28 protein-coding genes and 1 pseudogene are annotated in these 26,085 nt (G+C 69.4%); 19 read left to right on the top strand and 10 right to left on the bottom strand.

All coding sequences use genetic code 11. The annotated features are described in order from the left end of the window. Window positions 1–78: 78 nt before the first annotated feature. From ACQP06_RS32900 to ACQP06_RS32890, 3 genes are all read right to left on the bottom strand, one after another. The gene (locus tag ACQP06_RS32900) at window positions 79–1,116 is read right to left on the bottom strand and encodes a medium chain dehydrogenase/reductase family protein (RefSeq protein ID WP_433668808.1); all 1,038 of its coding nucleotides are present in this window, start codon (window positions 1,114–1,116) and stop codon (window positions 79–81) included. A gap of 79 nt (window positions 1,117–1,195) precedes the next feature. Then, the gene (locus tag ACQP06_RS32895; protein WP_433668806.1) at window positions 1,196–1,759 is read right to left on the bottom strand and encodes a TetR/AcrR family transcriptional regulator; all 564 of its coding nucleotides are present in this window, start codon (window positions 1,757–1,759) and stop codon (window positions 1,196–1,198) included. 16 nt (window positions 1,760–1,775) lie between these two features. Next, window positions 1,776–2,453: an NADPH-dependent F420 reductase gene (locus ACQP06_RS32890; RefSeq protein ID WP_433668805.1), complete on the bottom strand. Its 678-nt coding sequence runs from the start codon at window positions 2,451–2,453 to the stop codon at window positions 1,776–1,778. A gap of 88 nt (window positions 2,454–2,541) precedes the next feature. Between ACQP06_RS32890 and ACQP06_RS32885 the strand changes: the two genes are divergently transcribed. The 3 genes from ACQP06_RS32885 to ACQP06_RS32875 all read left to right on the top strand — a co-directional run bounded on the left by ACQP06_RS32885 (window position 2,542) and on the right by ACQP06_RS32875 (window position 5,030). Then, window positions 2,542–2,928, top strand: a complete 387-nt coding sequence (locus ACQP06_RS32885) for a winged helix-turn-helix transcriptional regulator (RefSeq protein ID WP_379092138.1) — start codon at window positions 2,542–2,544, stop codon at window positions 2,926–2,928. Between the two features lie 165 nt (window positions 2,929–3,093). Then, a complete protein-coding gene (locus ACQP06_RS32880) occupies window positions 3,094–4,344 on the top strand; it encodes a sensor histidine kinase (RefSeq protein ID WP_433668803.1) in 1,251 nt (416 codons plus the stop codon). Beyond that, window positions 4,341–5,030, top strand: coding sequence for a response regulator transcription factor (locus ACQP06_RS32875; protein WP_357090946.1), 690 nt, complete (start codon window positions 4,341–4,343; stop codon window positions 5,028–5,030). The genes ACQP06_RS32880 and ACQP06_RS32875 overlap by 4 nt, the downstream gene beginning before the upstream one ends. 102 nt (window positions 5,031–5,132) lie before the next feature. Here ACQP06_RS32875 and ACQP06_RS32870 read toward each other — a convergent pair whose 3' ends face one another. From ACQP06_RS32870 to ACQP06_RS32850, 5 genes are all read right to left on the bottom strand, one after another. Then, window positions 5,133–5,489 carry a hypothetical protein gene (locus ACQP06_RS32870; protein ID WP_433668801.1) on the bottom strand — a complete coding sequence of 119 codons (357 nt, stop codon included), beginning with the start codon at window positions 5,487–5,489 and terminating at the stop codon, window positions 5,133–5,135. A gap of 269 nt (window positions 5,490–5,758) precedes the next feature. Further along, on the bottom strand, window positions 5,759–6,310 hold the full coding sequence (locus tag ACQP06_RS32865; protein WP_433668800.1) for a hypothetical protein: 552 nt from the start codon (window positions 6,308–6,310) through the stop codon (window positions 5,759–5,761). A gap of 53 nt (window positions 6,311–6,363) precedes the next feature. Beyond that, a complete protein-coding gene (locus tag ACQP06_RS32860; RefSeq protein WP_433668798.1) occupies window positions 6,364–6,957 on the bottom strand; it encodes a hypothetical protein in 594 nt (197 codons plus the stop codon). A gap of 52 nt (window positions 6,958–7,009) precedes the next feature. Continuing rightward, on the bottom strand, window positions 7,010–7,777 hold the full coding sequence (locus ACQP06_RS32855; protein WP_433668797.1) for a hypothetical protein: 768 nt from the start codon (window positions 7,775–7,777) through the stop codon (window positions 7,010–7,012). 110 nt (window positions 7,778–7,887) lie between these two features. Beyond that, entirely contained in the window at window positions 7,888–8,805 is a 918-nt protein-coding gene (locus ACQP06_RS32850) for a hypothetical protein (RefSeq protein ID WP_433668795.1), read from the bottom strand. 65 nt (window positions 8,806–8,870) lie between these two features. On the opposite strand from ACQP06_RS32850, the gene ACQP06_RS32845 reads away from it, so the two are divergent. The 9 genes and pseudogenes from ACQP06_RS32845 to ACQP06_RS32805 all read left to right on the top strand — a co-directional run bounded on the left by ACQP06_RS32845 (window position 8,871) and on the right by ACQP06_RS32805 (window position 17,448). Further along, window positions 8,871–9,863 (top strand): hypothetical protein, encoded by a 993-nt coding sequence (locus ACQP06_RS32845; RefSeq protein ID WP_433668794.1) that lies wholly within the window; start codon window positions 8,871–8,873, stop codon window positions 9,861–9,863. 1,439 nt (window positions 9,864–11,302) lie between these two features. Continuing rightward, a pseudogene (locus tag ACQP06_RS32840) lies at window positions 11,303–11,632 on the top strand (hypothetical protein); the annotation flags it as partial. A gap of 22 nt (window positions 11,633–11,654) precedes the next feature. Continuing rightward, window positions 11,655–12,575: a sugar phosphate isomerase/epimerase family protein gene (locus ACQP06_RS32835; RefSeq protein ID WP_433673500.1), complete on the top strand. Its 921-nt coding sequence runs from the start codon at window positions 11,655–11,657 to the stop codon at window positions 12,573–12,575. A gap of 103 nt (window positions 12,576–12,678) precedes the next feature. Beyond that, window positions 12,679–13,575 carry a thioesterase family protein gene (locus ACQP06_RS32830; protein WP_433668793.1) on the top strand — a complete coding sequence of 299 codons (897 nt, stop codon included), beginning with the start codon at window positions 12,679–12,681 and terminating at the stop codon, window positions 13,573–13,575. 27 nt (window positions 13,576–13,602) lie between these two features. Then, window positions 13,603–14,424: a pyrroline-5-carboxylate reductase gene (proC, locus tag ACQP06_RS32825; RefSeq protein ID WP_433668792.1), complete on the top strand. Its 822-nt coding sequence runs from the start codon at window positions 13,603–13,605 to the stop codon at window positions 14,422–14,424. Window positions 14,425–14,632: 208 nt separating this feature from the next. Next, entirely contained in the window at window positions 14,633–14,878 is a 246-nt protein-coding gene (locus ACQP06_RS32820; RefSeq protein ID WP_154790969.1) for a helix-turn-helix domain-containing protein, read from the top strand. 195 nt (window positions 14,879–15,073) lie between these two features. Then, window positions 15,074–15,175, top strand: coding sequence for a 30S ribosomal protein bS22 (locus ACQP06_RS32815; RefSeq protein ID WP_003402602.1), 102 nt, complete (start codon window positions 15,074–15,076; stop codon window positions 15,173–15,175). Window positions 15,176–15,397: 222 nt separating this feature from the next. Then, complete coding sequence (locus ACQP06_RS32810; protein WP_433673499.1) at window positions 15,398–16,429, top strand: NAD-dependent epimerase/dehydratase family protein; 1,032 nt, start codon at window positions 15,398–15,400, stop codon at window positions 16,427–16,429. Beyond that, window positions 16,426–17,448 (top strand): lysophospholipid acyltransferase family protein, encoded by a 1,023-nt coding sequence (locus ACQP06_RS32805; RefSeq protein WP_433668790.1) that lies wholly within the window; start codon window positions 16,426–16,428, stop codon window positions 17,446–17,448. The genes ACQP06_RS32810 and ACQP06_RS32805 overlap by 4 nt, the downstream gene beginning before the upstream one ends. Window positions 17,449–17,514: 66 nt before the next feature. Here ACQP06_RS32805 and ACQP06_RS32800 read toward each other — a convergent pair whose 3' ends face one another. Continuing rightward, the gene (locus tag ACQP06_RS32800) at window positions 17,515–18,549 is read right to left on the bottom strand and encodes an HAD family hydrolase (RefSeq protein WP_433668789.1); all 1,035 of its coding nucleotides are present in this window, start codon (window positions 18,547–18,549) and stop codon (window positions 17,515–17,517) included. Between the two features lie 102 nt (window positions 18,550–18,651). Here ACQP06_RS32800 and ACQP06_RS32795 point away from each other — a divergent pair, with 102 nt between their 5' ends. The 6 genes from ACQP06_RS32795 to ACQP06_RS32770 all read left to right on the top strand — a co-directional run bounded on the left by ACQP06_RS32795 (window position 18,652) and on the right by ACQP06_RS32770 (window position 24,516). Continuing rightward, window positions 18,652–18,912, top strand: coding sequence for a glutaredoxin family protein (locus ACQP06_RS32795; protein ID WP_357090964.1), 261 nt, complete (start codon window positions 18,652–18,654; stop codon window positions 18,910–18,912). A gap of 344 nt (window positions 18,913–19,256) precedes the next feature. After that, the gene (locus ACQP06_RS32790; protein WP_433668787.1) at window positions 19,257–20,075 is read left to right on the top strand and encodes a redox-sensing transcriptional repressor Rex; all 819 of its coding nucleotides are present in this window, start codon (window positions 19,257–19,259) and stop codon (window positions 20,073–20,075) included. Further along, on the top strand, window positions 20,072–21,460 hold the full coding sequence (locus tag ACQP06_RS32785; RefSeq protein ID WP_433668785.1) for a glutamyl-tRNA reductase: 1,389 nt from the start codon (window positions 20,072–20,074) through the stop codon (window positions 21,458–21,460). Before ACQP06_RS32790 ends, ACQP06_RS32785 begins: the two co-directional genes overlap by 4 nt. An 8-nt stretch (window positions 21,461–21,468) precedes the next feature. Beyond that, entirely contained in the window at window positions 21,469–22,497 is a 1,029-nt protein-coding gene (gene hemC, locus ACQP06_RS32780) for a hydroxymethylbilane synthase (protein ID WP_433673498.1), read from the top strand. Then, a complete protein-coding gene (locus ACQP06_RS32775) occupies window positions 22,494–24,056 on the top strand; it encodes a bifunctional uroporphyrinogen-III C-methyltransferase/uroporphyrinogen-III synthase (RefSeq protein ID WP_357090970.1) in 1,563 nt (520 codons plus the stop codon). Before hemC ends, ACQP06_RS32775 begins: the two co-directional genes overlap by 4 nt. Window positions 24,057–24,273: 217 nt before the next feature. After that, on the top strand, window positions 24,274–24,516 hold the full coding sequence (locus ACQP06_RS32770; RefSeq protein ID WP_433668784.1) for a hypothetical protein: 243 nt from the start codon (window positions 24,274–24,276) through the stop codon (window positions 24,514–24,516). Window positions 24,517–24,602: 86 nt separating this feature from the next. Here ACQP06_RS32770 and ACQP06_RS32765 read toward each other — a convergent pair whose 3' ends face one another. Beyond that, entirely contained in the window at window positions 24,603–24,923 is a 321-nt protein-coding gene (locus tag ACQP06_RS32765) for a hypothetical protein (protein ID WP_357090974.1), read from the bottom strand. Window positions 24,924–25,107: 184 nt separating this feature from the next. Here ACQP06_RS32765 and hemB point away from each other — a divergent pair, with 184 nt between their 5' ends. Then, the gene (gene hemB, locus ACQP06_RS32760; RefSeq protein ID WP_433668783.1) at window positions 25,108–26,085 is read left to right on the top strand and encodes a porphobilinogen synthase; all 978 of its coding nucleotides are present in this window, start codon (window positions 25,108–25,110) and stop codon (window positions 26,083–26,085) included.

Raw genomic sequence — 26,085 nt, 5'->3', positions numbered from 1 at the left:
GGATTGAATCCCCGAGCGTGCACAACGGCGTGCACGCCCGGGGTTTTTTCTTTTCCGGCCGCAATGCGGGCAGGCGTCTCAGGACTCAGTGTCGGCGACGATCACGACTTTGCCGGTGACGGTGCCGGATTCGGCGAGCGTGAGCGCCCGCGCGGCCTCCCGCAACGGGATTCGGGCCGCGATCTGCGGGTGCAGCGCGCCGCGCTCGGCCAGATCGAGGACCGCGCCCAGGTCCGTCGCGAGGCGCGCCTGGAACCGGGAACGCCGGCGGCGGCCCGCCCAGATGTTGTAGAAGGACGCGCTCCGCTTGTTGGGCAGCGCATTCCACCACAGCAGGCGGGTGAACAGCTTCAGCACCGGCAGCCGGGAATTGCCCTCCTCGTCCTTGGTGGCGGCGCTGCCGTAGGAGACGAGGGTGCCGCCGGGCGCGAGCAGCGCGAACGAGTCCACGATGCCGGGCCCGCCGACATGGTCGAAGACCGCGTCCACCCCGTCCGGCGCCAGCGCCCGCACCTGGGCCGTCACATCCCCGCGATAGTCGACCGGCAGGGCGCCGAGCTCGGCCACAGCGTCCGCGTTGCGCGCCGACGCGGTCCCGATCACCCGGATCCCCGCCGCCCGCGCCAGCTGCACCAGCGTCGACCCGACGCCGCCGTTCGCGCCGTGCACCAGGATGGTCTGCCCCGCACGGGCTTTCGCCTTCCCGTGCAGCATCTGCCAGGCGGTGATGCCGTTCACGACGAAGGTCTCCGCGGCGTCCGCGGCCAGGCCCTCGGGCACCGGCACCAGATCACCCGCGGGCACCGCGAGATGGCTGCTCCAGCCGCCGATCTTGGTCAGCGCCGCGACCCGGCGGCCGACCAGGGCCGGATCGACCCCGGCCCCGACTGCCGCCACCACGCCGACGACGTCGTAGCCGGGCACGAACGGAAACGCGGGCTGGTCATAGTATTTGCCGCGCCGCATCTGCTGCTCCGCGAAGGACACCCCGGTCGCCTCCATACGGACCAGCGCCTCGCCGGGGCCGGGCTGCGGCAATTCGCGTGTGGTGACGGTCAGGCCCTCCGGCTCGACACGTCCGGGCAGCACTACTTCGGTGGCGATGATGTTCGACATGGGTCGATCCCTTCCGGGTGTGTGATCGGTCAATCACTCTTGGGTTGAAGAAAACGCCCTCGTGAGAGGGCGTGAGAGGTCAGTCGAAGTGTCGGATGCCCGCGGTCAGGGTGGCGGCCCAGGCGCCTTCGCCGGCGTCCAGGCCGAGGGTCGTGATCAGGTGGCACAACTGCCCGTAGGCCATGAACCGCTGGACCTGTTCGCCGGTCGCTCCGGAACGGGTTTCGGCGAACTCGGTGACCCGCCGCAGGCCGCGGCGCACGGCCTCGGCGATATCGGGCACATCGGCCGCCGAGAGGGCGTGCACCTGCAGCATGAGCAGGCTCTTGTCCACGATCAATTCGGCGTAGGCCCCGCCCATCTCGTGCAGCACCTGCTCCGGATCGCCGCCCGGGGTCCGGGCGGCGCCGGTCGCCAGGGCGCCCTCGACCCGTTCGAAACAGCGGTCCAGGGCGGCGACGAACAACTCCACCTTGCTGGGGAAGAGCTTGAACACGTACGCGGGCGAGATTCCGGCCGCGACGGCGACCGTATTGATCGGCGTCCCATGGAATCCCGTCTTGGCGAACTCGGTGATCGCCGCATCCAGCACGGCATCCCGTCGAACGTCCGAAGTGGAGAGTGCGATCCCGCGTCTGCTCATGTGAGTGACTGTACACTCACTCTCTGGAATTCCGCCAGCCCTCCGACTCGTCGGGAACGGCGAAGGCCGCTTCCAGCGGCGGGAACAGGGCACGGGCATCGTGACCGGTGAACCAGAGGCCGACCACGAAAGCCGCGGTGGCCTCCAGATATCGGGCCCGGGACAGGCCGCCCGCGGGGATCGGGCGCAGTTTCAGGTCCTCGGCGAGGCCGGACACGAGCGCGATCGCCGCCTCGTCATCGCCGCACAGCGGCACCGTCACAGGGCGGCCGTCGAATTCGCGATCCGGGCCCGCCCACACCTCGGCGGCCAGCAGATTGAACGCCTTCACCACCTTGGCGCCGGGCGTCGCGGCCGAGATGCGTTCGGCCACCGCGGGTTCGGAGAGACCGAAGCCGCCGATGTCCGGAGCGAAGGCATTCGTGCAGTCGATCAAGGTGCGGCCGGTGAGGGCCTCGCGCTGGTCGGTGAGGATGTCCGTCAACGCGGCCACCGGCACGGCCAGCAGCGTGGCTTCGCCGACATTCGCCGCCTCGGCCACGGTGGCGGGCCGGGCGCCGGACCCGATCGCGGCCGCGGCCTCCGCCGCCCGCGTGGAAGTCCGTGCGCCGACCACGATCTCGTGCCCGGCCGCGGCCCAGCCGCCGCCGAGAGCGCGGGCCATCTGCCCGGCCCCGATGATTCCGATTCGCATGTCATCTCCTTGGTGTGGCGTGTGACGACGACGTTAGGAATTCCGAAGCGCACTCCCGGGTGCCCAATGGCGGTGGCAGGGTGGAGTCATGACGGTCGAGAGCACCGAACCGGTGCGGTTCGCCGAATACGGCGGCCGCGAATCGGACTGCCCCGCGCGGCTGGCGGTAGACGTATTCGGCAATTCATGGCTGACAGTGATCGTTTACACACTGCGCGAGGGTCCGATGCGCCCGGTGGAATTGCGCCGCGCCATCGGCGGCATCAGTCAGAAGATGCTCACCCAGACCCTGCGGCGCATGCAGGCGATGGGGTTGCTGGAACATCGCCGATACGCGGAAGCGCCACCGCGCGTTGAGTATTCGCTGACTCCCGCGGGCCGTGATCTGCTGATCCCGATCTTCGCGCTGGGGGAGTGGGCAGACCGCCACGGCGACACCGTGCGCACCGCCCTCTACGGCGATCCCGAGGACTGAACCGCCACCGCGAAAGCGGTTGCCACAAGGGCGCTCACCGGCGGCGACACGCTGACCGAACATCGCGTGAACACCGGGCTAACGAAGGTGGAAGGACCCATGACCTGCGTGAAACTTCCTGCACCCGGGGTTTGACCCCGCGTCGGCGACCGTACGATTCAAAGTGTGAGCGTTCCACAGGCCGTGCTTTTGGCAGTCCTGGCGGCCGTAGTAGGACTGGCCGTCGGCGGACTGCTCATTCCGTATGTGAACGCTCGCCAGGAGCGGATGCGTGCCGCCACCGACACCGGGCTGACCATGTCCCAGGTGCTGGACCTGATCGTGCTCGCCTCCGAATCCGGCATCGCCGTCGTCGACCAGTACCGGGACGTGGTCCTGGTCAACCCGCGGGCCGAGGAGCTGGGCGTGGTCCACGACCGCCTGCTCGACGAGCGCGCCTGGGCCGCGGTCGAACAGGTGCTGGCCGGCGGCCAGGACGTCGAGTTCGAGCTGACCGCCAAGATCCCCATGCCCGGCCGCGCCCGCCTCGCTGTCCGAGGAGTTGCCCGGCCGCTCTCCCAGGAGAATCCGAACTTCGTGGTCCTGTTCGCGGACGACGACTCCGAACAGGCCCGCATGGAGGCCACCCGCCGCGACTTCGTCGCCAATGTGAGCCACGAACTCAAGACCCCCGTCGGGGCCATGAGCCTGTTGGCCGAGGCGTTGCTGGAATCCGCCGACGATCCCGACTCGGTCCGGCACTTCGGTGAACGCCTGCACGGCGAGGCCCGCCGCATGGGCAAGATGGTCACCGAGCTGATCGCGCTGTCGCGCCTGCAGGGCGCCGAACGGCTGCCCGAGCTCGAGGCTGTCGACGTCGACACCGTGGTCACCCAGGCCATCGAACGCTCCCGCACCACCGCCGAGGCCGCGGGCATCACCGTGTCCACCGACGCGGGCAGCGGCCTCGAGGTGCTCGGCGACCAGACCCTGCTGGTGACCGCGCTGTCCAACCTGGTCGAGAACGCCATCGCGTACTCCCCGCGCGGCTCCCACGTGTCGGTGAGCCGGGCGCTGCGTGGCGGCTACATCAATATCGCCGTCACCGACCGCGGCATCGGCATCTCCAAGGAAGACCAGGAGCGCGTCTTCGAACGCTTCTTCCGGGCCGACAAGGCGCGCTCGCGTGCCACCGGCGGTACCGGCCTCGGGCTGGCTATCGTCAAGCATGTGGCCGCCAACCACAACGGTGAGATCACCCTGTGGAGCAAACTGGGCACCGGATCGACGTTCACCCTGCGCATCCCGGCCCACCCTGCCGATTCCAACGGGCAGGTCGACAAGAGACTTGCCACCGGTGTTCCGGTGGCCAAGAAGGAAAACGGCACGCGCCCCCTCGGGCGGGCCAGAACCAACGGTGTGGAGGCAACCCGATGACGAGTGTGCTGATCGTCGAGGACGAGGAGTCGCTGGCCGATCCGCTCGCGTTCCTGCTGCGCAAGGAGGGGTTCGAGGTCACCGTGGTGGGCGACGGCCCGTCCGCGCTGGCCGAGTTCGACCGCTCGGGCGCGGACATCGTCTTGCTCGACCTCATGCTCCCCGGCATGAGCGGCACCGACGTGTGCAAGCAGCTACGGGTGCGCGGCAGCGTCCCGGTCATCATGGTGACCGCGCGCGACAGCGAGATCGACAAGGTGGTCGGCCTGGAACTGGGCGCCGACGACTACGTCACCAAGCCCTACTCCTCGCGCGAGCTGATCGCCCGCATCCGGGCCGTGCTGCGGCGCGGCGCCGGTGAGGAGCCCGACAACGGCAGCGAGACCGCGGTGCTCGAGGCCGGCCCGGTGCGCATGGACGTGGACCGCCACACCGTGCAGGTGAACGGCAAGGCGGTGACGCTGCCGCTCAAGGAATTCGACCTGCTCGAATACCTGCTGCGCAATTCCGGGCGCGTGCTCACCCGCGGACAGCTCATCGACCGCGTCTGGGGCGCCGATTACGTCGGTGACACCAAGACCCTCGACGTGCACGTGAAGCGCCTGCGCTCGAAGATCGAAGCCGATCCGGCCAAGCCCGAGCACCTGGTCACCGTGCGCGGCCTGGGCTACAAGCTGGAAGCCTAGAACCGTCCCGAACGCAGAACCCGCCCGCTTCGAATTCACGAAGCGGGCGGGTTTCGTCTTACTCCCCGACCAGTTTCCGGGCTTACCCGTGCGGCCGGCGAATTACGCGTTGGGGTCGTTCTTCATGGTGTAGACCCACGCCGGGCCGAGGCCGGGCAGTTCCTGCTTCTCCAGGATGATCCAGCCCAGGCCGGGGTTGTCCTGCTGCATGCAGTCGTACCACGCGACATCCGCGCCGTTGCCGCGGCAGGCGATGGTGTGGCTGGTGCCGTAGGGGCTCACCACGATCTGCTTGCCGGCGTCCTTGGCGCCCAGCACGGCCGGGTCGTTGTACACGACGAAATCGGCGGTGCGATCGGAGAACGCGGTCGGATCGGTGTTATCGGCGAAGGCCTGCGGGGCAATGGAGATAACCGCACCGGCGGTCAGGGCGGAGACGGCGAGGATTTTCTTGATCATGGCCACGATGTCTAACACGCTCCGGTGAATTCGCAATAGCGGATCGATGTCCTGGGCACTTCCGGGTATTCACAACGCGAGGTCATCGGACCGGCGGTTATGCGAAATATACTTCTGTGCAGCCTGATTGGATTGTCTCCGACCAGCACCGTTTGTTCACCTTCCGGACACTATGACGCGCGCCGCACCGGCGAGACCCGCGCCACAAACGAGATCGGGCGTGTCGGGTTCCGGAGAACCCGACACGCCCGATCTCGTAAGGCGATTCGCTAGCTGCTGCCGAACAGGCCGCTCAGCAGACCGCCCACCAGCTTGCCCGCGCTACCGGTCGCGCTGCCGGAGCCGATGCTGCCACCGCCGCCGGTCGACGGCTTGGTGGTGGTCGGAGCCGTCGTGGTCGGCGCCGTGGTGGTGGTCGGCGGGGCGGTCGTGGTGGTCGGCGGGGTGGTGGTGCCGCCCGCCACGTTCACGATCAGGGTCTGCGTGCTGCTGCCCTGCGAGGCCGTGATGATGTGCTGGCCCGGCGTGGTGGGCTTCCAGGTGACGCTCGAGTGGCCCACCGGCCACGGGATGATGCCGACGCCGTCGGTCAGGCTCGCGCCGTTGTCGTTCCAGTTCACCAGCAGCCCGATCGACGCACCGGACAGATCAGCGCTGAGGGTGTAGGTACCCCCGACCGTCGGCGCGCTGTCGGACACGGTGATCACGTCGACGGTGGCGTTCGCCCCTGGGGCCAGGGCGACCGCGACCGCGGCGGCGGACGCGACGGTCAGACCGGCCATCCCCGCTGTGATCGACCGGCCCGAATACTTGCTCTGCATGACTACTCCTCTGTTGTGTCTGGCTGTGCCCCAAGGGAACTGGGGGAGATCGGTCAGAGACCGAAGGGCAGGCCGTTGGCGCTGCCGGTACCGCCACCGCTCGGCGCCGGGGTGGTCGTCGACGGGGGAGCCGTCGTCGTCGGCGGAGTGGTGGTGGTGGGGTCGGTGGTGGTCGTGGTCGGCGGCACCGTGGTGGTGGTCGTCGGCGGGACCGTCGTGGTGGTGGTCGGCGGCACCGTGGTCGTGGTGGTCGGCGGCGCGGTCGTCGTGGTGGCGACGGTGCTGACGTTCACCACCAGGGACTTGGTCGAGCTGCCCTGGGACAGGGTGATGACGTGCTGGCCGGGGGAGTTGGGCGTCCAGTCGGTGCTGGAGTGGTACGGCGGCCACGGCACTTTGGAGGCCGGGCTGGTGATGGGGTTGCCGTTGTCTTCCCAGTAGACGAGGAGGCCGAAGGATGCGCCGGAGAGGTCGGCGCTGAGGGTGTAGGTCTGGCCGACGGTCCAGTTCGAGCCCGAGATGGTGATCGAGTCGACGGTGGCGTGCGCGGCGGGGGCCTCGTGGGTCTGCATGGCCAGGGCGCCGCCGGTGATGACGGCGAGGCCCGCCAACCCGGCGCCGAGGCGCCGGACGGTGGTGGTGCGCATGGGTACTCCTGTGTGCAACAAGGGGTTCGGAGAAGGTCGGAGACCGAGCGGGTCAGAGACCGAAGGGCAGGCCATTGGCGCTACCGGTGCCGCCGCCGCTGGGCGCGGGAGTGGTGGTGGTCGGCGGGGCCGTGGTGGTGGTCGGCGGCGCCGTCGTGGTGGTGGGATCCGTCGTGGTGGTCGGCGGGACCGTGGTCGTGGTGGTCGGATCCGTGGTGGTGGTCGGCGGGACCGTGGTGGTCGTGGTCGGCGGCACCGTGGTCGTGGGATCCGTGGTGGTGGTCGGCGGCACCGTGGTGGTGGTCGGCGGGACCGTCGTGGTGGTGGTCGGATCCGTGGTGGTGGTCGGCGGGACCGTGGTGGTCGTCGTCGGCGGGACCGTGGTCGTGGTGGTCGGCGGCACGGTGGTCGTGGTGGTCGGCGGCGCGGTCGTCGTGGTGGCGACGGTGCTGACGTTCACGATCAGGGATTTGGTGGAGCTGCCCTGCTTGAGGGTGATGTTGTGCTGGCCGGCGGTGGTGGGGGTCCAGTCGGTGCTGGAGTGGTACGGCGGCCACGGCACTTTGGAGGCCGGGCTGGTGATGGGGTTGCCGTTGTCTTCCCAGTAGACGAGGAGGCCGAAGGATGCGCCGGAGAGGTCGGCGCTGAGGGTGTAGGTCTGGCCGACGGTCCAGTTCGAGCCCGAGATGGTGATCGAGTCGACGGTCGCGTGGGCTTCGGGAGCCTCGTGCGTGGCGAGGACCGCCACGGCGCCGGTCGCGATGGCCAGTGCGGCCAGTCCGGCGCCGAGGTGGCGGCCGCCCAAGGGGAATGTGCTCACTATGCGTACTCCTGTGCTGCGACCCCCGAGGTAGGTAGGGGTCCGACGCACAGTAAGCGAGCAGTGATGTGAAATTAGGTGTTTTCAGAAAACTACTGGCAAGTATTCCGCTACTTCTTCGCGGACCGGACCTTCTTCGATCCGTTCGCGCTGGTCACCGGCTCGGCGGCGGCTGCCGCCGCCTTCTCCTGCGCGATGGCCGTCGCCGGGTGCACCGCGACGATGCCCAGGCCCTGTCTCCGGCGGCAGTGCGCGGCCAGCTCGTCGTACGCGGGCTTGCCGATCAGCTCGATCAACTCGGGCGCGTAAGCCTCCCATACCGGCCGGGTGCCGACGTGCGCATCCGGGGAACCGGTGCAGTACCAGTTCAGGTCCAGGCCGCCCGGGCCCCAGCCGCGGCGGTCGTACTCGCCGATCGCGGTGCGCAGGATCTCCACGCCGTCGGGCCGCTCCACCCACTCCTGGGTCCGGCGAATCGGCAGCTGCCAGCACACTTCCGGCTTCACGGTGAGCGGCTCCAGGCCCTTGCGCAGCGCCATGGTGTGCAGCGCGCAGCCGATGCCCTCGCTGAAACCGGGCCGGTTGAGGAAGATGCACGCGCCGTCGACGCGCCGGGTGCGCAGCGCGGGTTCGTCGTCGAGGTCGTCCTCCTCGAGGTATAGCTTCTTGCGGACCCGGCCCTGGTCGTCGGTCGCCTCGCCCATGAGCTGCCAGTCCTCGGGTGTGAGCATTTTCACAGCCCTGTGCAGCTTCTTGCCGTCCTCCTCGTCGGAGAGGAACGCGCCGTGCGAGCAGCAGCCGTCGTTCTCGCGGCCGTCGATGATGCCCTGGCATGCCGGCGTGCCGAAAACGCAGGTCCAGCGCGAGAGCAGCCAGGTCAGATCCGCCGCGATCAAATGCTCGTCATTTGCTGGATCGACGAATTCGATCCATTCGCGTGGGAAGTCGAGTTCTACTTCGGGCGTCGGGTCGATCTTCGCCGCTGGTCGCAGCCCGGTCGGTCCGCTCGCCGATGCCCCTGTCGTCACAATGCGGAACGCTAACAGCTCAGTCGCCTGGCCAGAAGTCCTGACGCACCCAGTACCGTGTTCATGTGCGTCTCGGAGTACTCGATGTGGGAAGCAATACCGTCCACCTGCTCGTGGTGGACGCGCATCGTGGTGGGCACCCGATGCCGATGAGTTCGACGAAGTCGGCCCTGCGGCTGTCCGAGAGCATGGACGACCTGGGGCGGATCACTTCCGCGGGGGCGTCCCGGCTGACGGCTACGGTAGCCGAATTCGCAAGTATCGCAAAGACTTCCGGCTGCGTGGAGCTGATGGCGTTCGCCACCTCGGCGGTCCGTGAGGCCACCAACTCCGATGAGGTGCTGGCCAGGGTCCGCGCCGAGACCGGTGTGAAGCTGCAGGTGCTCTCCGGCGTCGACGAGGCCCGGCACACCTTCCTGGCCGTCCGCCGCTGGTACGGCTGGAGCCCGGGCCGGATCCTGAACCTCGACATCGGCGGCGGCTCGCTCGAGATGAGCAACGGCGCGGACGAGGACCCGGATATGGCCTTGTCGCTGCAGTTGGGCGCCGGCCGCCTCACCCGGGACTGGCTGCGCCACGACCCGCCGGGCAAGCGCCGGGTCGCGGTGCTGCGCGACTGGCTCGACGCCGAGCTGGTGCTGCCCAGCAAGCAACTGCTCGAGGTGGGCCGCCCGGATCTGGCCGTCGGCACCTCCAAGACCTTCCGCTCGCTGGCCCGCCTGACCGGCGCCGCCCCCTCTGTTGCGGGACCGCGTGTGCGGCGTACCCTGACCAGTTCCGGCCTGCGGCAGCTGATTGCGTTCATATCGAGAATGACAGCCGCCGACCGGGCAGAATTGGAAGGCGTAAGTTCTGATCGGTCACAACAACTCGTGGCCGGTGCGCTGGTCGCGGAGGCGAGTATGCGGGCACTGTCCCTGGACACGCTCGATATCTGTCCCTGGGCGCTGCGAGAGGGATTGATCTTGCGCAAATTGGATACCGACCTTGATAGCGAACCGACAGCCGGCGGCCCCGACAGCGGCCTGACGGGCCCGATCGAAACGGTGTCTCGATGACCGAGGATTCAAGTCAGCTGTCCGTCGCCGAGCTACTGGCGCGGAACGGGCAGCAAAGTGGCGGCTCCGCCGGCGGTGGGGGGCGCAGACGCCGAAGCGGGCGGGGCATTTCCGTCGCCGAACTGACCGGTGACATTCCGATCGTGCCCGGATCGTCCTCCCACGCCGCGCCGGACGAGGAAGCCGCCGCCGAGCCCGAGCCCGCCGCCACCGAATCGGACTATTCCAACTATTCGAACTTCTCGAATTACTCCGACTTCTCCACTCCCGCGGCCCCGCCCGCGCCGGACTATTCGTCCTATTCGGTAGCCGAGCCCGAACCCGCCTATTCGCCGCTCTCCGGGCCCATCTCGTATTACGACCCGCTGGCCCCCGCCCCGCAGCCGCCGTCCCTACCCGAGCCGTCCGGCCAGAGCTGGTCCGCCGGTCTGGACTGGCCCCCCACCGAGACCCCGGCCCCGGCCCCCGTCGAGCCCCGCTCCGGCGGCCGCCGCCGCAAGCCCGATCCGCTGGACTCCGACTTCGCGCTCGACGGCCTGGGCGCCGAACCGCCCGCCCCGCCCGCACCCCGCGAGGGCGGTCGCCGCCGCCGCTACGACCCCGAGGAAGACACCACCGACGAGGTGCGCCCCTTCCGCGGCGACAACGGCTCCCGGGGCGACAGCGGCCTCCTGGGCGACAACGGCGCGACCCGCGACGCCGCCTCGGACGCCATGCGCGACATCGCCGCCCGTGCCGGGCGCGACTCGCGCACCCAGTTCAACCCGGCGGTGGCCCGCCCGCCGTTCGAGGACCACACCCAGTTCAACCCCGCCGCCCCCGCGTGGTCGCCGACGCCGGCGCCCGAGCCGCTTCCGCGCGCTCCGCACCAGGACCGTCCCTTTGACCCGCCGCAGGCCGCCGGCGCCCCGCCGATGTCGCGCTCGGCCCGCAGGCACGCCGAGACCCAGTCGCAGCGGGTCCCCGAACCGCAGCCCGCCCCGCCGTTCGGGGATCGCCGCGGCGGTGTCGATCACGGCGCGGCCACCGGGCTGCCGGAGTGGTCGGCGCGAAGACGGCCGGGACCCGACGCCGAACCCGACCGCGGCGATCAGGCCGCGGTGCCGACCGCCGCGTGGTCCTCGCTCGCCGACGACGATCAGCAGCTGCTGTCGGGCCAGTCGGTCGCCGGAGATCTGCTGCGTGACGCCCAGCAGCGCGAGGACGAGCGCGCCGAACGAAATGCGCGAAACGCGGGCAAACGCCGCGGCTTCGGTTCCCGGGGCCGCGGGGCGGTCGCGCCGGAGCCCGAGCCCGACGATCACCTCACCGACTTCTACGAGCCGCTCGACGAGGACGACTACGACGACTACGACGACGAGCCCGAGTCGTCGATGGGCGCGCGGTTCTCCGCGCTCACCCGGAAGGCGGGCGCCCTCACCCGCAAGGCCGGTCGCGGCAAGGCCGCCGAGCCCGCTCGGTCGCGGGCCGCGGGCGCGCGGTCGGCGGGCCGGTCCGACGAGGACGAGCACCGCCGGCAGTGGCTGGTGATCGCGGGCCAGAGCGTGGGCGCCGCGGTCGCGGGCATGTTGCTGTTCAAGGGCTTCGAACGCATGTGGGAAGTGCTCCCGTGGGTTGCCCTGGCCCTGGCCATGGTCGTGATCCTCGGCCTGGTCGCATTGGTGCGCGTGCTGCGCCGCACCGATGACATTTTCAGCACTGTGATTGCCGTCGTCGTAGGCGTCTTCGTGACGCTCGGACCGCTAGCCTTTCTACTCAGTACGAACTGAGCAGGGAGCGGCAGTGGGGAATATCGTGCAAGCGCAGGGGGCGAGCACCGAGGGCCGGGCGGGGCGCGGGGAAGTCCGGGTCGGGCTGTCGACGGCGTCGGTGTATCCGGAGAACACCGAGGCGGCGTTCCGGTACGCGGCCGAACTCGGTTACGACGGTGTCGAACTCATGGTCTGGGCGGAACCGGCCAGCCAGTCCATTTCCACCGTGCAGCATTTCGCGCACAAATACGACGTGCCGGTGCTGGCCGTGCACGCCCCGTGTCTGCTGATCTCGCAACGGGTCTGGGGGTCGGACCCGATCGCGAAACTCACCCGCAGCGTGCACACCGCCGAGGCGCTGGGCGCGGCCACCGTGGTGGTGCACCCGCCCTTCCGCTGGCAGCGCCGCTACGCCGAGGGCTTCGCGAAACAGGTTGCGGAACTGGAGAATTCGTCGCCGGTCGCGGTCGCGGTGGAGAACATGTTCCCGATGCGCGCCGACACCCTGCTGCGCGGCAGCTCGATCGACCGGCTGCGCCGCCGCGGCGGCCCGGGGCCGTCCATCACCACCTTCAGCCCCTCCTACGACCCGACCGAGACCGGCTACCGCCACTACACCCTGGACACCTCGCACACCGCGACCGCGGGCGTGGATCCGCTGACGCTGGCGCAGCGCATGGGCTCGGGCCTGACCCATCTGCATCTCGCGGACGGGCGCGGCGCCGCCACCGACGAGCACCTGATCCCGGGGGAGGGCACCCAGCCGGTGGCCGAACTCTGTGACATGTTGATGCGCAACGGTTTCGACGGTCAGGCGGTCGTCGAGGTCAACACCCAGATGGCCCGCACGACGATGGATCGGGCGGCCATGCTGGATCGGGCACTGTCCTTCGCCCGGGAGCATCTGAACGGATTCTCGCCCGCGCCGACGCCGGAGCCGACGGCCGCGCATCGCGGCTGAGTTTCTCATTCGGCCCGGTTGCCGGGGTGATTCATCCCACGACCCGTCCGGAATTTTCACCGGGTCCGTTTACGCTGTACAAAACCCAGCGGAAGGACAGCGGATGACCACGGAGCTGACCGTCGACCCGGCGTCGACGAGCGAATTGGCCGACGCGCCGTTCAGTCGCGTCTGCACGCTGACCGAACTCGACGCGACCACCCCCGGCGCCGGCCGCTTCGCGGGATCCATCGAGCCCACCTGGACCATCGGCGACAAACTGCACGGCGGCACCATGGTCGCGGGCAGCGCCGCCGCGGCCACCGAATGGCTGCGCCGCACGGCCCCCGAACAGGCCGCCATGTTCCCGATCTCGGCCAGCACCGACTTCCTCGGCGCGCCCGTCCCCGGCGCCGTCGAGTACGAGGTCCGCACCCGCAAGCTGGGCCGCCAGATCGCCCTCGTCGACGCGAGCCTGATCCAGGACGGCCGCACCCTGGTGCACACCGCCCTCACGTTCAGCCACCTTGACGACGGGGATCCGCAGTACGCCGCCGACCACGTCGGCGACATGCCCGCCGAACCGCCCGCCGACGCGCTCTTCTACGACGACCGCAACCCCATGGGCAAGATCGTGCACGTGGCCCGGGGCTCCTCGGTCGCCCTCGATCCGACCTGGGCCCGCTTCCTCGCCGGGGAGAAATCCGAACCCCGTCTGCGCCTGTGGATCCGCCCCTTCGCGGGCGACGAGCAGGACCCGGACGTGTCCGCCTTCTTCGCCCTCATGTCCGCCGACATGAGCCCGCCGGTCCCGATGAACCTCGGCCACTTCGGCTGGGCCCCCACGGTCCAGCTCACCACGTACCTGCGCCGCCGCCCGGCGCCGGGCTGGCTGCGTGTCATCGCGAAGGCTCGCGAGGTCGGCAACCGCATGTTCGACGAGGACCAGCTCGTCATCGACTCCACGGGCGCGATCGTGGCGCAGAGCCGCCAGCTGGCCTTGATCCCCCAGCCGAGGTAATCGCCTGCCCCGCTAGCCTTGAGAGCTATGACGAGGATTGCGGTAATCGGTGGGGGTCGGATCGGGGAGGCGCTGATCGCGGGCCTGCTCGAGTCCGGGCAGGCGAACAAGGATCTGGTGGTGGTCGAGCCGGTGCGGGCGCGCGCCGAGGCGCTCGCGGCCCGGTTCGGGATCCGCGCCACCGACGACATCGCCGATGCCGGCAAGTCGGCCGACCTCATCGTGATCGCGGTGAAGCCCAACGATGTCGACGCGGTCCTGATCGAGCTGGGCAAGGCCGAGCTCGGCGCGGCCGACCACGATCAGGTGCTGGTGTCGCTGGCGGCCGGGGTGACCACCGCGCGCATGGAGTCCAAGCTGCCCGCCGGCTTCCCGGTCGTGCGGGTCATGTCGAACACCCCGATGCTGGTCGGCCAGGGCATGAGCGCCATCGCCCCCGGCCGCTACGCCCGCAAGGAGCAGCTGGGCCTGGTCACCGAGATGCTGGAGTCGGTGGGTACGGCGGTGACCGTCTCCGAGGCGCAGATGGACGCCGTCACCGCGGTGTCCGGTTCGGGTCCGGCGTACTTCTTCCTGATCGTCGAGGCGATGATCGACGGCGCGGTGGGCCTGGGCCTGACCCGCGATGTGGCCACCCAGTTGGTGACGCAGACGCTGCTCGGTTCGGCCGCGCTGCTGGAGGAGTCGGGTCAGTCTGCCGTGGAATTGCGCGCGGCCGTCACCTCGCCCGCGGGGACCACCGCGGCGGGTCTGCGGGAGTTGGAGCGGGGTGCGGTGCGATCGGCATTCCACGATGCGTTGCACGCTGCAAAACGCCGTTCCGTCGAACTCGGCGCGATCGCGGACTAACGTTGAGAGTGGGTGAGTGTGCTCCCCACTTTCCAATACTGCTCGGTTGCTAGTTTGCTGCCGTAGGCCGACTCGCCACAGCAAAGGCTGATTTCTCACACCCGTCGCAGCAATCCCACTGGTCCCGCTAAGCTTCAAGGAGCACGTGCGTGTCTGTTCCGCCGGTGGGGAAGCCGGCGGCGCGGACGTGCCGGAGGTCAGTGGCGCAATGATGTCTGGAAACAGCCAAGCGAGGTCCGGAAACAGCCCAATCACCGCGGGATCCGTCATCGGAGGGGGAACGCAGTTCCTCACCGTTGCCGAGGTCGCGAATCTGATGCGGGTTTCCAAAATGACGGTGTACCGGTTGGTGCATTCGGGAGAGCTGCCCGCGGTGCGGGTGGGGCGTTCCTTCCGGGTGCACGCCAAGGCGGTGCACGACTATCTGGAGACGTCCTACTTCGATGCGGGGTAGTACGGCCCGATAACCGATCGGCCCCACCCGTTTCGTTCGCCCGAGAGTGGCCCGGTAGCATGGACCGGCATCCTGTACGTGCCGGTGGTGCCGCCGGGTCCATCTCGGCCCGTATCGGGTAGGGACTGTGCAGGGTCAGACAGTGTGCACCCCGCGGAAGCGGGGATGACCCGAGAGAACGCGAGGAACAACCCTATGGGTTCTGTGATCAAGAAGCGCCGCAAGCGCATGTCGAAGAAGAAGCACCGCAAGCTGCTTCGCCGCACGCGCGTGCAGCGCAGAAAACTCGGCAAGTAAGCCGCTGCGTCGTAGCTGGAAGCCCGTCACCGTCGGTGGCGGGCTTTCGTTCGTCACAGGTGATCGAACTCATCGTTAGATCCTGGTTAATACCCTTCGAATGCCCCCTACTCGCCGGTTACCCTGGGAGCGGGAAAAACGCCCGATGACAATTCAAGGCATGGGGGCTAGGTGGGATCCGGAGTGGCAGGGACTCGGGACGGGCAACCGCCCAAGGTAGTGATGGTGACCGGCGCGAGCCGGTTCTTCGGCGGCAATGTGGTGGCCCGGTTGGCGGCCGACCCGGCCGTCGAACGCATCATCGCCGTGGACGCCAAACAGCCCAGCCGCGAGCTGCTGCGCCGTATGGGCCGCGCCGAATTCGTGCGCGCCGATATTCGTAATCCGTTGATCCGCAAGGTTATCGACGGCAATCAGGTCGATACGGTGGTGCATCCCGCCGCGCTCTCGCGCCCGCCCTCGGGTGGCGGCCGCGCCGCGATGAAGGACATGAACGTCCTGGGCGCCATGCAGCTGTTCGCCGTGTGCCGCAAGGCTTCCAGTGTGCGGCGGGTGGTGGTGCGTTCCTCCTCCGCCGTCTACGGGTGCAGCGCCAAGGACCCGGTGAAGTTCACCGAGGAGATGAGCGCCCGCACGCCGCCGCGCGGCTGGTTCGCGCGGGACATGATCGAGGTGGAGGGTTTCGTGCGCGGGCTGGCCCGGCGGCGGCCCGACATCTCGGCGGCAATCCTGCGGTTCCCGCCGATCGTGGGCCCGCAGCTGGCCAAGCGAGGTGTGCAGTATTTCCGCTCGCCGATCACGCCGACCATTCTGGGCCGGGATCCGCGTATGCAGCTGCTGCACGAGGAGGACGGCATCGCCGCCCTGGTGCATGGGGCCATGACGGCCCCCGGCGGCACCTACAATGTGGCTGGGGACGGCGCGATGGCGCTGTCGCAGGCGATCCGACGGGCCGGGCGGGTCGAACTCCCGGTCCCGTACTCGGTGTTCCGCAGTGTCGGGCGCACCGTGATGGGCCCGGTGATGCGGGAGTTCACCGCCGAGCAGATCGACTATTTCCACTTCGGTTGTGGCCTGGACACCACCCGGATGCGGACCGAACTGGGCTTCGGTCCACGCTGGACCACGGTGCAGGCCTTCGACGACTTCATAGGGGGCGCAGCGTTGCGGCCCGTGATCGATCCCGCGTGGATCGACGCCGCAGAGAACAAACTTCTCAGCCTGCTCGGGGCCGGGACGGGAGCGCACCAATGAGTGATGTAGCGAAGGTGATTCGACTTCACGACGTGGACTTCGAGGCGCGGCACAGTCGCCCGTCGCCTCGGGTGTGGCCGGCGGGGGAACCGGCGCTCACCCCGGTGACCTCGCTGACCGATCGGCTCGCCGAGGTCGAAGCGCGTCAGCCCAAGTCGCTGGGGGAGATGATCCGGGGAACCGTGGCCGACGGGGTCCGCTACACGGCCGACTTCGCCCGCCGCCGCCTCACCGGCGACTACCAGGTCGACGAGTTCGGCCTGGACGAGCATCTGCTGGAATCGGTGATCCTGCCGATGCTGCGGCCGCTGTCGGACCTGTGGTTCCGGGTCGAGGTGTCGGGTATCGAGAACATCCCCGAGGCGGGCGGCGCGCTGATCGTGGCCAACCACGCGGGCACGGTGCCGCTGGACGGGCTGATGCTGCAGCTGGCCGTCCACGACCGGCACCCCAAGCAGCGCGCGCTGCGCCTGCTGGCCGCCGACCTGATCTTCGAGACGCCGCTGCTGGGCGGGCTGGCCCGCAAGGCCGGGCACACCCTGGCCTGTCCCGCGGACGCCGAAAGGCTTTTGCGCGCGGGCGAAGTCGCGGGTGTTTTCCCCGAGGGTTACAAGGGCGTCGGCAAGCCGTATTCGGACCGCTACAAGTTGCAGCGTTTCGGCCGTGGCGGTTTCGTGTCGGCGGCGGTGCGCACCGGGGTGCCGATCATTCCGTGCTCGATCGTGGGTTCGGAGGAGATCTATCCGAAGCTGGCCGATATCAAGCCTTTGGCGCGGCTGCTCGGTATTCCGTATTTCCCTGTGACGCCGCTGTTTCCGCATCTGGGTCCGCTCGGCGCGATTCCGTTCCCGTCGAAGTGGTACATCCAATTCGGCGAGCCGATTTCCACGGCCGGATACGAGCCCGCGGACGCCGATGATCCGATGACGATGTTCGAAATCACCGATCAGGTCCGCGAAACCATTCAGGGCTCGCTGTACAAGAATCTGATCAAGCGCCGGAATCCGTTCACCGGCTAGATAATTGGTACGGACATGCGACCGGCCCACTCCGATTCGGAGCGGGCCGGTCGATTTTCGTCCGGACTAGCTGGCCTTGGCTTCGCGTTTCCGGGACAGCACGGCCGCGGCCGCGCCGCCCGCCGCGCCGAGCGCGAGGGCCGTGGGCACACCGACTTTCGCGGCTTTGCGCCCGGTGCGGAAGTCGCGCACTTCCCAGCCGCGATTCTTGGCGACCTCGCGCAGATCCGCGTCGGGGTTGATGGCCACCGCGGTGCCGACCAGCGAGAGCATCGGCACGTCGTTGTGGCTGTCGGAGTAGGCGGTGCAGCGCTTGAGGTTCAGGCCCTCGCGAATGGCGAGGGTGCGCACCGCGTGCGCCTTGCCGAGCCCGTGCAGGATGTCGCCGACCAGGCGGCCGGTGAACACGCCGTCCTCGCTCTCGGCGACCGTGCCCAGCGCCCCGGTCAAGCCCAGCCGCTTGGCGATGACCTGCGCGAGTTCCACCGGCGTGGCGGTGACCAGCCAGACCTGCTGGCCCGCGTCCAGGTGCATCTGGGCCAGCGCCCGGGTGCCGGGCCAGATCTTGTCGGCGATGATCTCGTCGTAGATCTCCTCGCCGAGCGCGGCGAGTTCGGCGGTCGGGCGGCCCGCGATGAAGGACAGCGCCTTCTCCTTGCCGGACGCCATGTCCGAGTGGCTCTCCTTGCCGGTGACCCGGAACTTGACCTGCTTCCAGGCCATGTCGACCAGGTCGGAGGTCTTGAAGTACTTGCGTGAGGCCAGCCCGCGCGCGAAGTGCACGATCGACGCGCCCTGCACCATGGTGTTGTCGACGTCGAAGAAGGCCGCGGCGGTCAGATCGCGGGCGATCGCGGGCGTCGGCGTGTCGCCGAGGTCGCGCAGCGCCAGCTCGGCGTCGTGGAGGGCGATCGCGGCGTCGGCGCTGGCCTCGCCGGCCAGGTTGGCGCGGACCTCTTCCTCGGTGGGACCGAAGGGGCTGCGGGTGATACGGGTGAACTGATCCTGCAGGTCAGCCAGTCCCTGACCCCAGCGCGCCGGGAATTCACCGAATCGTCCCGCGATGAAGCCCGTTCCCTGCTCTTTCGAACGTTCCGGCACCAGTACCTCCGCCTGTTAGCGCGAACAACTCAACAGTAACGCCCGGGAGTGGCCGCAACGTAGACGGTGAACGACATATCGGGAAGTTGTTAGATGGTGGCCATGAGCGATTCGCCACATGCTGTGACGCTGTTGACCCGGGACGGTTGCGGGCTGTGCCACACCGCACTCGAACAATTGCGCCCGATCTGCGCCGAGTTCGGCGTCGAGGTGACCACGGTGGACGTGGATGTGGCCGCCGCCACTGATCCGGGCCTGCGTGCCGAATACGGGGACCGGCTGCCGGTGGTGCTGCTGGACGGCCGCGAGCACAGCTATTTCGACGTGGACGAGCCGCGGCTGCGCGCCGACCTCGCGAAATAACCGGACCTACCTCGCGAAACCGGGCGTGATTGGGGATTTTCCGGGCTTTCTGCGCGGGTCCCCCTCCGTCCGTCCCCTCCGGTGTGTTGCGTAGCGGGTTCGCGCTGATGAGGGTTGAATGAACCCGGGGCCGGAGCCCGCCGCAAAGTGACTGAATTCACCGACTTTGTGCAGGGCTTCACAAGCGGTTACGGTGGTGGCACGCGACCCGCCTTCTCGGGCAGCGGAAGCGACCCCCTGAACCTGACTCGACCTCGCCTGTAAGGACCGCGACGGTCTCCCGGCGTCGGGTCGACAAAAGAACCCGGACACTCACCCCCGGCCGGACGAGGAGCGCAAGCGACGTGACAGAGCAGCAAGAGACGCCGCCGACTGGCGTCTCCAAGGCTCTGCAGAAGGACATCCCGCAGGCCACGGTGGCCCGGCTGGCCACTTACCTCCGGGTGCTCGCCGTACTCGCCGACGACGCTGTAGCCATCGTATCGAGTGAGGAACTGGCTGTCGCGGCGGGTGTCGGTTCGGCCAAGTTGCGCAAGGATCTCTCCTTCCTCGGACCCAACGGCGTGCGTGGCGTCGGCTACGACGTGATCAAGCTGCGCGACCGCATCGAGGATGTGCTCGGCCTGTCCGAGGGGCACCGGGTGGTGCTGGTCGGAGCGGGTCACCTGGGCCGCGCGCTAGTCGGCTACGGCGGTTTCCGCCGCCGCGGTTTCGCCATGGTCGGGCTGTTCGACAACGATCCCGAGGTCATCGGGACCACCGTCGGCGGACTCGTGGTCCGCGACGTGGCCGAGCTGACCGACGCCGTGGCCACGCTGGAACCCACCATCGCCGTCCTCACCGTGCCCGACGCCGCCGCGCAGGGTGTGTGCGATCTGCTGGTCGAGGCCGGTTTGCAGTGCGTGCTGAGCTTCTCGGCCCTGGCCCTCGAGGCCCCGGCCACCGTCGAGGTGCGACGGGTGGATCTGGCGGTGGAGATGCAGCTGTTGTCGTTCGAGCGGGCCCGCAACGCGGAATCGGCCGCCGAGGACGCGATGAGCGCGGCCGCGGCGGGTACGGCGACGGTGGTCGCCGACGCGAGCGTGGTGTCCACCCCGATCCGCCGGGTGGCGACGATCCAGACCGCGGACACAACCAGCAAGGGAGCGGTGGTCCAGCCATGAGCGTGCTTCTCGTCGGCATCTCACATCGCAGCGCACCGGTGGCGGTGCTGGAGAAGATCGCCATCACCGAGACCGACCGGCCCAAGCTGACCGACAAGATGCTGGCCTCCACGCACGTGTCCGAGGCGATGATCGTCTCCACCTGCAACCGCATCGAGGTCTACGCGGTCGTCGACGCCTTCCACCCCGCGCTCGGGGAGATCGGCGAACTGCTCACCAAGCACTCCGGGCTGCCGCTGCCCGAACTCACCAAGCACGCTTACGTGCGCTACGCGGAGGCTGCGGCCGAGCACCTGTTCGCGGTGTCCTCCGGCCTGGATTCCATGGTGGTCGGCGAGCAGCAGATCCTCAGCCAGATCCGGGCCGCCTATGCCGCGGCCGACGCCCAGCAGGCCGCCGGGCGCACCCTGCACGAGCTGGCCCAGCACGCGCTGCGGGTCGGCAAGCGGGTGCACTCCGAGACCGGCATCGACCGCGCGGGCGCGTCGGTGGTGTCGGTGGCGCTGGATCGCGCGGCCGCCGCGCAGGGCGCGCTGGCCGGGCGCACCGCGTTGGTGCTGGGCGCCGGCGCGATGGGCGGGCTCGCGGTGGCGCAGCTGGCGCGCGGCGGGGCCGCGAAGGTCATCGTGGTGAACCGGACCCTGGAGAAGGCGCAGCGGCTGGCCAACACCGCCGCCACCATGCACGGCGTCGAGGCCGAGGCCATCGAGATGGACCGGCTGGCCGAGGCCATGGCCGCCGCCGACGTGGTGATCACCTGTACCGGCGCGGTGGGCACCGTGGTCACCCTCGCGGACGTGCACCGGGCGCTGTCGGCCAAGCCGGGCGCCGAGGAACTGGTCATCTGCGACCTGGGCCTGCCCCGCGACGTGGACCACGCGGTCGCCGGACTGCCCGGGGTCACCGTCATCGACATCGAGACGCTGCAGCGCGACCCGTCGGCCGGCGCGGCCGCCGACGACACCGCCGCCGCGCGCATCATCGTCGCCGACGAACTCTCCAAATACCTTGCCGGACAGCGCATGGCCGAGGTCACGCCGACCGTGGCCGCGCTGCGCCAGATGGCCGCCGACGTGGTCGAGGCCGAGCTGCTGCGCCTGGACTCCCGACTACCGGGACTCGAATCCACCGAACGCGACGAGGTGGCCCGTACCGTGCGACGGGTGGTCGACAAACTGCTGCACGCGCCGACGGTGCGGGTCAAGCAGCTGGCCTCCACGCCCGGCGGGGACAGCTACGCCGAGGCATTGCGCGAGCTGTTCGAGCTCAAACCCGGTGCGGCGCAAGCGGTTGCCGCGCCGATGGAGATCTCCGCCCTGCAGGGCGAACTGGCCGATGATTTCACCGCCGCCCACCCGGGGGACGAACAGGGGCACATCGCATGACCGGAGCAATGGTGCACGAGAACGACATAACCGCTCGCGGAACGGTCGACGCCCCGTGGCGCATCGGCACCCGCGGCAGTCTGCTGGCCCTCACCCAGGCCGGGCACGTGCGTGACGCCCTGATCGCCAACGGTCAGCAGGCCGAGCTGGTCATCGTGAAGACCGCCGGCGACCAGAACGCCACCGATCCCGTGCAGAAGATCGGCGTGGGCGTGTTCACCGCCGCGCTGCGCGAGGAATTGGCCGCGGGCACGGTCGACATCGCCGTCCACTCGTACAAGGATCTGCCGACCGCGCAGGATCCGCGCTTCGACATCGCCGCCATCCCGCCCCGGCAGGATCCGCGCGACGCGCTGGTGGCGCGCGACGGCCTGGTGCTGGGCGAGCTGCCCGCGGGTGCGAAGGTCGGCACCTCCGCGCCGCGGCGCGCCGCACAGCTGAAGGCGCTGGGCCTGGGCATCGAGATCGTGCCGCTGCGCGGCAATCTCGACACCCGGATCGGCAAGGTCTCCTCCGGTGAACTGGATGCCGTGGTGGTGGCGCGGGCCGGGCTGGCCCGCATCGGCCGCCTCGACGTCGTCACCGAATCGCTCGAACCGGTGCAGATGCTGCCCGCCCCGTCACAGGGTGCGCTGGCCGTCGAATGCCGCAGCGAGGACACCGAACTCGTGACCATCCTGTCCGCCCTCGACGATCCCGGCACCCGTGCCGCGATCACCGCGGAGCGGGCGTTGCTGGCCGACTTGGAGGCCGGTTGTACCGCGCCGATCGGTGCGCTGGCCGAGGTCGTCGAATCACTCGACGACGACGGCCGGGTGGTGGAGGAGTTGTCGCTGCGCGCCTGCGCGGCGGCGATCGACGGCTCGGATGTGATCCGGGCTTCAGTGGTCGGACCGGTCGCGGATGCCGCGGACCTGGGGCGGGCACTGGCGCGCGAGCTCTTGGAGCTGGGGGCGCGCGAACTGCTCAGCGTCACAGAGGAATCCGCTGAGCTCACCGACGACAGCAATCCCAGCCCAATGGAGAACAGCCGATGAGCCGAGTGACGAAGAAGAATCCCGGTCGGATCCTTTTCGTGGGGTCAGGGCCCGGTGACCCGGCGCTGTTGACCGTGCGGGCCCGCGAGGTGCTCGGCCGGGCGACGCTGGCCTTCACCGACCCCGACGTCGACAAGGGCGTGCTCGCCCTGATCGGCATCGCGGTCGAGGAGAGCGCCGACGGGACCCGTCCGGTGGACGTGCGCCCCGCCCTGGGCGACGCCGCCGAGGTGGCCAAGACCCTGATCGCGGAGGCCCGCGGCGGCTCCGACGTGGTGCGCCTGGTCTCCGGCGACCCGATGACCACCGACTCGGTCATCCAGGAGATCAACGCCGTCACCCGTTCGCATCTGAGCTTCGAGGTGCTGCCCGGTCTCTCGGCCGGCACCACCGTGCCCGCCTACGCGGGTATCGAACTCGGTTCCAGCCACACCGTGGTGGACGTCCGCGGCGAGGTGGACTGGGCGGCCGTCGCGGCCGCGCCCGGCCCGCTGGTGCTGCACGCCACCTCCGGCCACCTGGCCGAGACCGCGTCGGCGCTGGTGGAACACGGCCTGGCGCCGCAGACCCCGGTCGCGGTGACCGTACGCGGCACCACCCGCCAGCAGCGCACCATCGACGCCACCCTGGCGACCCTGAACAACGCGGCCTCCGAACTGGTCGGCCCGCTGGTGGTCACGGTCGGCAAGGAAGTGGACAAGCGCGCCAAGACCTCCTGGTGGGAGTCCCGTGCTCTCTACGGCTGGACCGTGCTGGTGCCGCGCACCAAGGAGCAGGCCGGCGAGATGAGCGAGAAGCTCGTCAACCACGGCGCCATCCCCATGGAGGTCCCGACCATCGCGGTCGAGCCGCCGCGCAGCCCCGCCCAGATGGAGCGCGCGGTCAAGGGCCTGGTCGACGGCCGCTACCAGTGGGTGGTCTTCACCTCCACCAACGCGGTGCGCGCGGTGTGGGAGAAGTTCGGCGAATTCGGCCTGGACGCTCGCGCTTTCAGCGGCGTGAAGATCGCCTGCGTCGGCGAGGCCACCGCGGAGAAGGTGCGCTCCTTCGGCATCAACCCCGAGCTGGTGCCGTCCGGTGAGCAGTCCTCCGAGGGCCTGCTGGCCGACTTCCCGCCGTACGACGACGTTTTCGACCCGGTCAACCGGGTGCTGCTGCCGCGCGCGGACATCGCCACCGAGACCCTCGCCGAGGGCCTGCGCGACCGCGGCTGGGAGATCGACGACGTCACCGCCTACCGCACCGTGCGCGCGTCCCCGCCGCCCGCGGAGACCCGCGAGATGATCAAGACCGGCGGTTTCGACGCGGTCCTGTTCACCTCGTCCTCCACGGTCCGCAACCTGGTCGGCATCGCCGGCAAGCCGCACGCCCGCACCATCGTGGCCTGCATCGGACCCAAGACCGCCGAGACGGCCATCGAATTCGGCCTGCGCGTGGACGTGCAGCCCGAGGTGGCCCAGGTCGGCCCGCTCGTCGAGGCGCTCGCCGAGCACGCCGCCCACCTGCGCGCCGAGGGCCTGCTGCCCCCGCCGCGCAAGAAGAGCCGCCGCAGCCGCTAGCTTCGGCACGACATCCGGCCACCCGGCCCCGCGTCCCGGCGACGCGGGGCCGGTGTCGTATCGGCTCCAGGCGAGACAAGATCGCCACCTCCGATCTCGGTGGCTCCCTGGGTCTCTCGCATTCGCCGGGTGGATGCCCAAGGAAATGTCGTCGTTTCATCTGGAAGCGAAATGCCTACGCTGCATTCGGTATTCGATCTTCGAGAGGTGAACATTCATGAAGCGTGTAGCAGTCGGCCTGATCGCGATGTGTGGAATCTCGCTGGGCGCGGGCCTGTCCCCGGCGGCGGCTTTCGCCGAGGCCCCGAGTGCGGCGGCGCCGGTCGCCGACGCGCCGGGGGTCAGCTCGTCCGGCATTCCCGCCGCGGCCGTGCTGCAGACCCTGTTGAAGTGCTTGACCAGCGGTTCGAGTAATCCCGGCACGCCGGGATCGACCCAGACCGGCTGCCTGAACTCCTAGTGCCGCGGGTGCGGCGGAGGCTCTCCGACGTCCGGTCGTGGGGATGTCGGCAGGCCTCCGCCGCGCTCAGCGGAGCCGCGTGGCGCTCAGCGCTGGGCCGCCATCAGACGGCGGACCATGCGGCAGGTCGCGTCCGAGGGCTGATGCACGCCGATGACTTCGGCTGTCTCCCTGATCTTCTCGTTGGTGGCCTGGTCGGGTCCGAAGGACCCGGAATCCAGGAGCGCGATGGCCAGCCGCATGGCCTTCAATCGCCGATTGTGCGAGACGTACCACGTGCGCGGCCGCCCCGCCGGCAGCGGCTGCTTGGCCAGCGGCCGCCACGCGTGATCGATGACCTCCCCCTTCTTCGGAACCCCGGCGCCCCGGTTCACCTTGCCGGACATGCTGGTAACGGCTGCGAGCACGGCCAATCCTCCCGTCGCGGTCCGGGATCGCACCTTCGAACGCGGCGCGATCCCTTCGAACACATCTTCGATTCTACTCGGACCCACCGACAAAAACGGCTGCTCACAATGACTTTGGTAGCCAGCCGGGCCCGGCGTCGGAGGCGCGCGCACCCCGGTCACGAGCCGGGCATATCATGCGAGCATGACCGGAATGGACCGCCCTCGGCGGTTGCGCCGCACTCCCGCCATGCGTCGGCTCGTCGCCGAGACCAGCCTGGAGCCGCGGCACCTGATTCTGCCCATGTTCGTCGCCGACGGTATCGACGAACCGCGTGAGATCTCCTCCATGCCAGGCGTTTTCCAGCATTCGATGGACTCGCTGCGCAAGGCGGCCGCCGAAGCCGTGGCCGCGGGCGTGGGCGGGCTCATGCTCTTCGGCGTGCCGAAGCCCGAGGACAAGGACGCCCAGGGGAGCGGGGCCAGCGACCCGGACGGGATCCTGAACCGCGGCCTGTCCGCGCTGGTGTCCGAGGTCGGCGACTCGACGGTCGTCATGGCCGACACCTGCCTGGACGAATTCACCGACCACGGCCACTGCGGCGTGCTCGACGAGCACGGCGCGGTCGACAACGACGCCACCCTCGGCCGCTACGTCGAGATGGCGCTGGCGCAGGCCGCGACCGGCGCCGACCTGCTCGGCACCAGCGGCATGATGGACGGCCAGGTGGGTGCGATCCGCGCGGGCCTGGACGCCGCCGGATACACCGACACCGCCATCCTCGCGTACGCGGCCAAGTACGCCTCCGCGTTCTACGGCCCGTTCCGGGAGGCCGTCGGCTCCTCGCTGCAGGGCGATCGGCGCACCTACCAGCAGGATCCGGCCAACCGCCGGGAGGCGATCCGCGAGCTGGAACTGGATCTGCTCGAGGGCGCGGACATCGTCATGGTGAAGCCCGCCATGTCGTATCTGGACATCCTGCGCGAGGTCTCGGACCGGTCCACGGTGCCGGTGGCGGCCTATCAGATCTCCGGCGAGTACGCGATGATCACCGCGGCCGCCGAGCGCGGCTGGATCGACCGCAAGGGCGCGATCCTGGAATCGCTGCTCGGGATCCGGCGGGCGGGCGCGGACATGGTGCTCACCTACTGGGCCACCGAGGCCGCGCACTGGCTGGCCTGA

The organism is Nocardia sp. CA-136227 (assembly GCF_050955695.1).
Taxonomy (GTDB): Bacteria; Actinomycetota; Actinomycetes; order Mycobacteriales; family Mycobacteriaceae; genus Nocardia.
Note: the sequence above shows the minus strand (reverse complement) of the source record. Positions and strands in the feature narration are given on the sequence as shown.

Bases quoted from the DNA above. Each gene is read 5' to 3' on its own strand.
- ACQP06_RS32900 (WP_433668808.1), bottom strand. From the start codon at position 1,116: ATGTCGAACATCATCGCCACCGAAGTAGTGCTGCCCGGACGTGTCGAG.
- ACQP06_RS32895 (WP_433668806.1), bottom strand. From the start codon at position 1,759: ATGAGCAGACGCGGGATCGCACTCTCCACTTCGGACGTTCGACGGGAT.
- ACQP06_RS32890 (WP_433668805.1), bottom strand. From the start codon at position 2,453: ATGCGAATCGGAATCATCGGGGCCGGGCAGATGGCCCGCGCTCTCGGC.
- ACQP06_RS32885 (WP_379092138.1), top strand. From the start codon at position 2,542: ATGACGGTCGAGAGCACCGAACCGGTGCGGTTCGCCGAATACGGCGGC.
- ACQP06_RS32875 (WP_357090946.1), top strand. From the start codon at position 4,341: ATGACGAGTGTGCTGATCGTCGAGGACGAGGAGTCGCTGGCCGATCCG.
- ACQP06_RS32870 (WP_433668801.1), bottom strand. From the start codon at position 5,489: ATGATCAAGAAAATCCTCGCCGTCTCCGCCCTGACCGCCGGTGCGGTT.
- ACQP06_RS32865 (WP_433668800.1), bottom strand. From the start codon at position 6,310: ATGCAGAGCAAGTATTCGGGCCGGTCGATCACAGCGGGGATGGCCGGT.
- ACQP06_RS32860 (WP_433668798.1), bottom strand. From the start codon at position 6,957: ATGCGCACCACCACCGTCCGGCGCCTCGGCGCCGGGTTGGCGGGCCTC.
- ACQP06_RS32830 (WP_433668793.1), top strand. From the start codon at position 12,679: ATGACCACGGAGCTGACCGTCGACCCGGCGTCGACGAGCGAATTGGCC.
- proC (WP_433668792.1), top strand. From the start codon at position 13,603: ATGACGAGGATTGCGGTAATCGGTGGGGGTCGGATCGGGGAGGCGCTG.
- ACQP06_RS32820 (WP_154790969.1), top strand. From the start codon at position 14,633: ATGATGTCTGGAAACAGCCAAGCGAGGTCCGGAAACAGCCCAATCACC.
- ACQP06_RS32815 (WP_003402602.1), top strand. From the start codon at position 15,074: ATGGGTTCTGTGATCAAGAAGCGCCGCAAGCGCATGTCGAAGAAGAAG.
- ACQP06_RS32810 (WP_433673499.1), top strand. From the start codon at position 15,398: ATGGTGACCGGCGCGAGCCGGTTCTTCGGCGGCAATGTGGTGGCCCGG.
- ACQP06_RS32805 (WP_433668790.1), top strand. From the start codon at position 16,426: ATGAGTGATGTAGCGAAGGTGATTCGACTTCACGACGTGGACTTCGAG.
- ACQP06_RS32795 (WP_357090964.1), top strand. From the start codon at position 18,652: ATGAGCGATTCGCCACATGCTGTGACGCTGTTGACCCGGGACGGTTGC.
- ACQP06_RS32785 (WP_433668785.1), top strand. From the start codon at position 20,072: ATGAGCGTGCTTCTCGTCGGCATCTCACATCGCAGCGCACCGGTGGCG.
- hemC (WP_433673498.1), top strand. From the start codon at position 21,469: ATGGTGCACGAGAACGACATAACCGCTCGCGGAACGGTCGACGCCCCG.
- ACQP06_RS32775 (WP_357090970.1), top strand. From the start codon at position 22,494: ATGAGCCGAGTGACGAAGAAGAATCCCGGTCGGATCCTTTTCGTGGGG.
- ACQP06_RS32770 (WP_433668784.1), top strand. From the start codon at position 24,274: ATGAAGCGTGTAGCAGTCGGCCTGATCGCGATGTGTGGAATCTCGCTG.
- hemB (WP_433668783.1), top strand. From the start codon at position 25,108: ATGACCGGAATGGACCGCCCTCGGCGGTTGCGCCGCACTCCCGCCATG.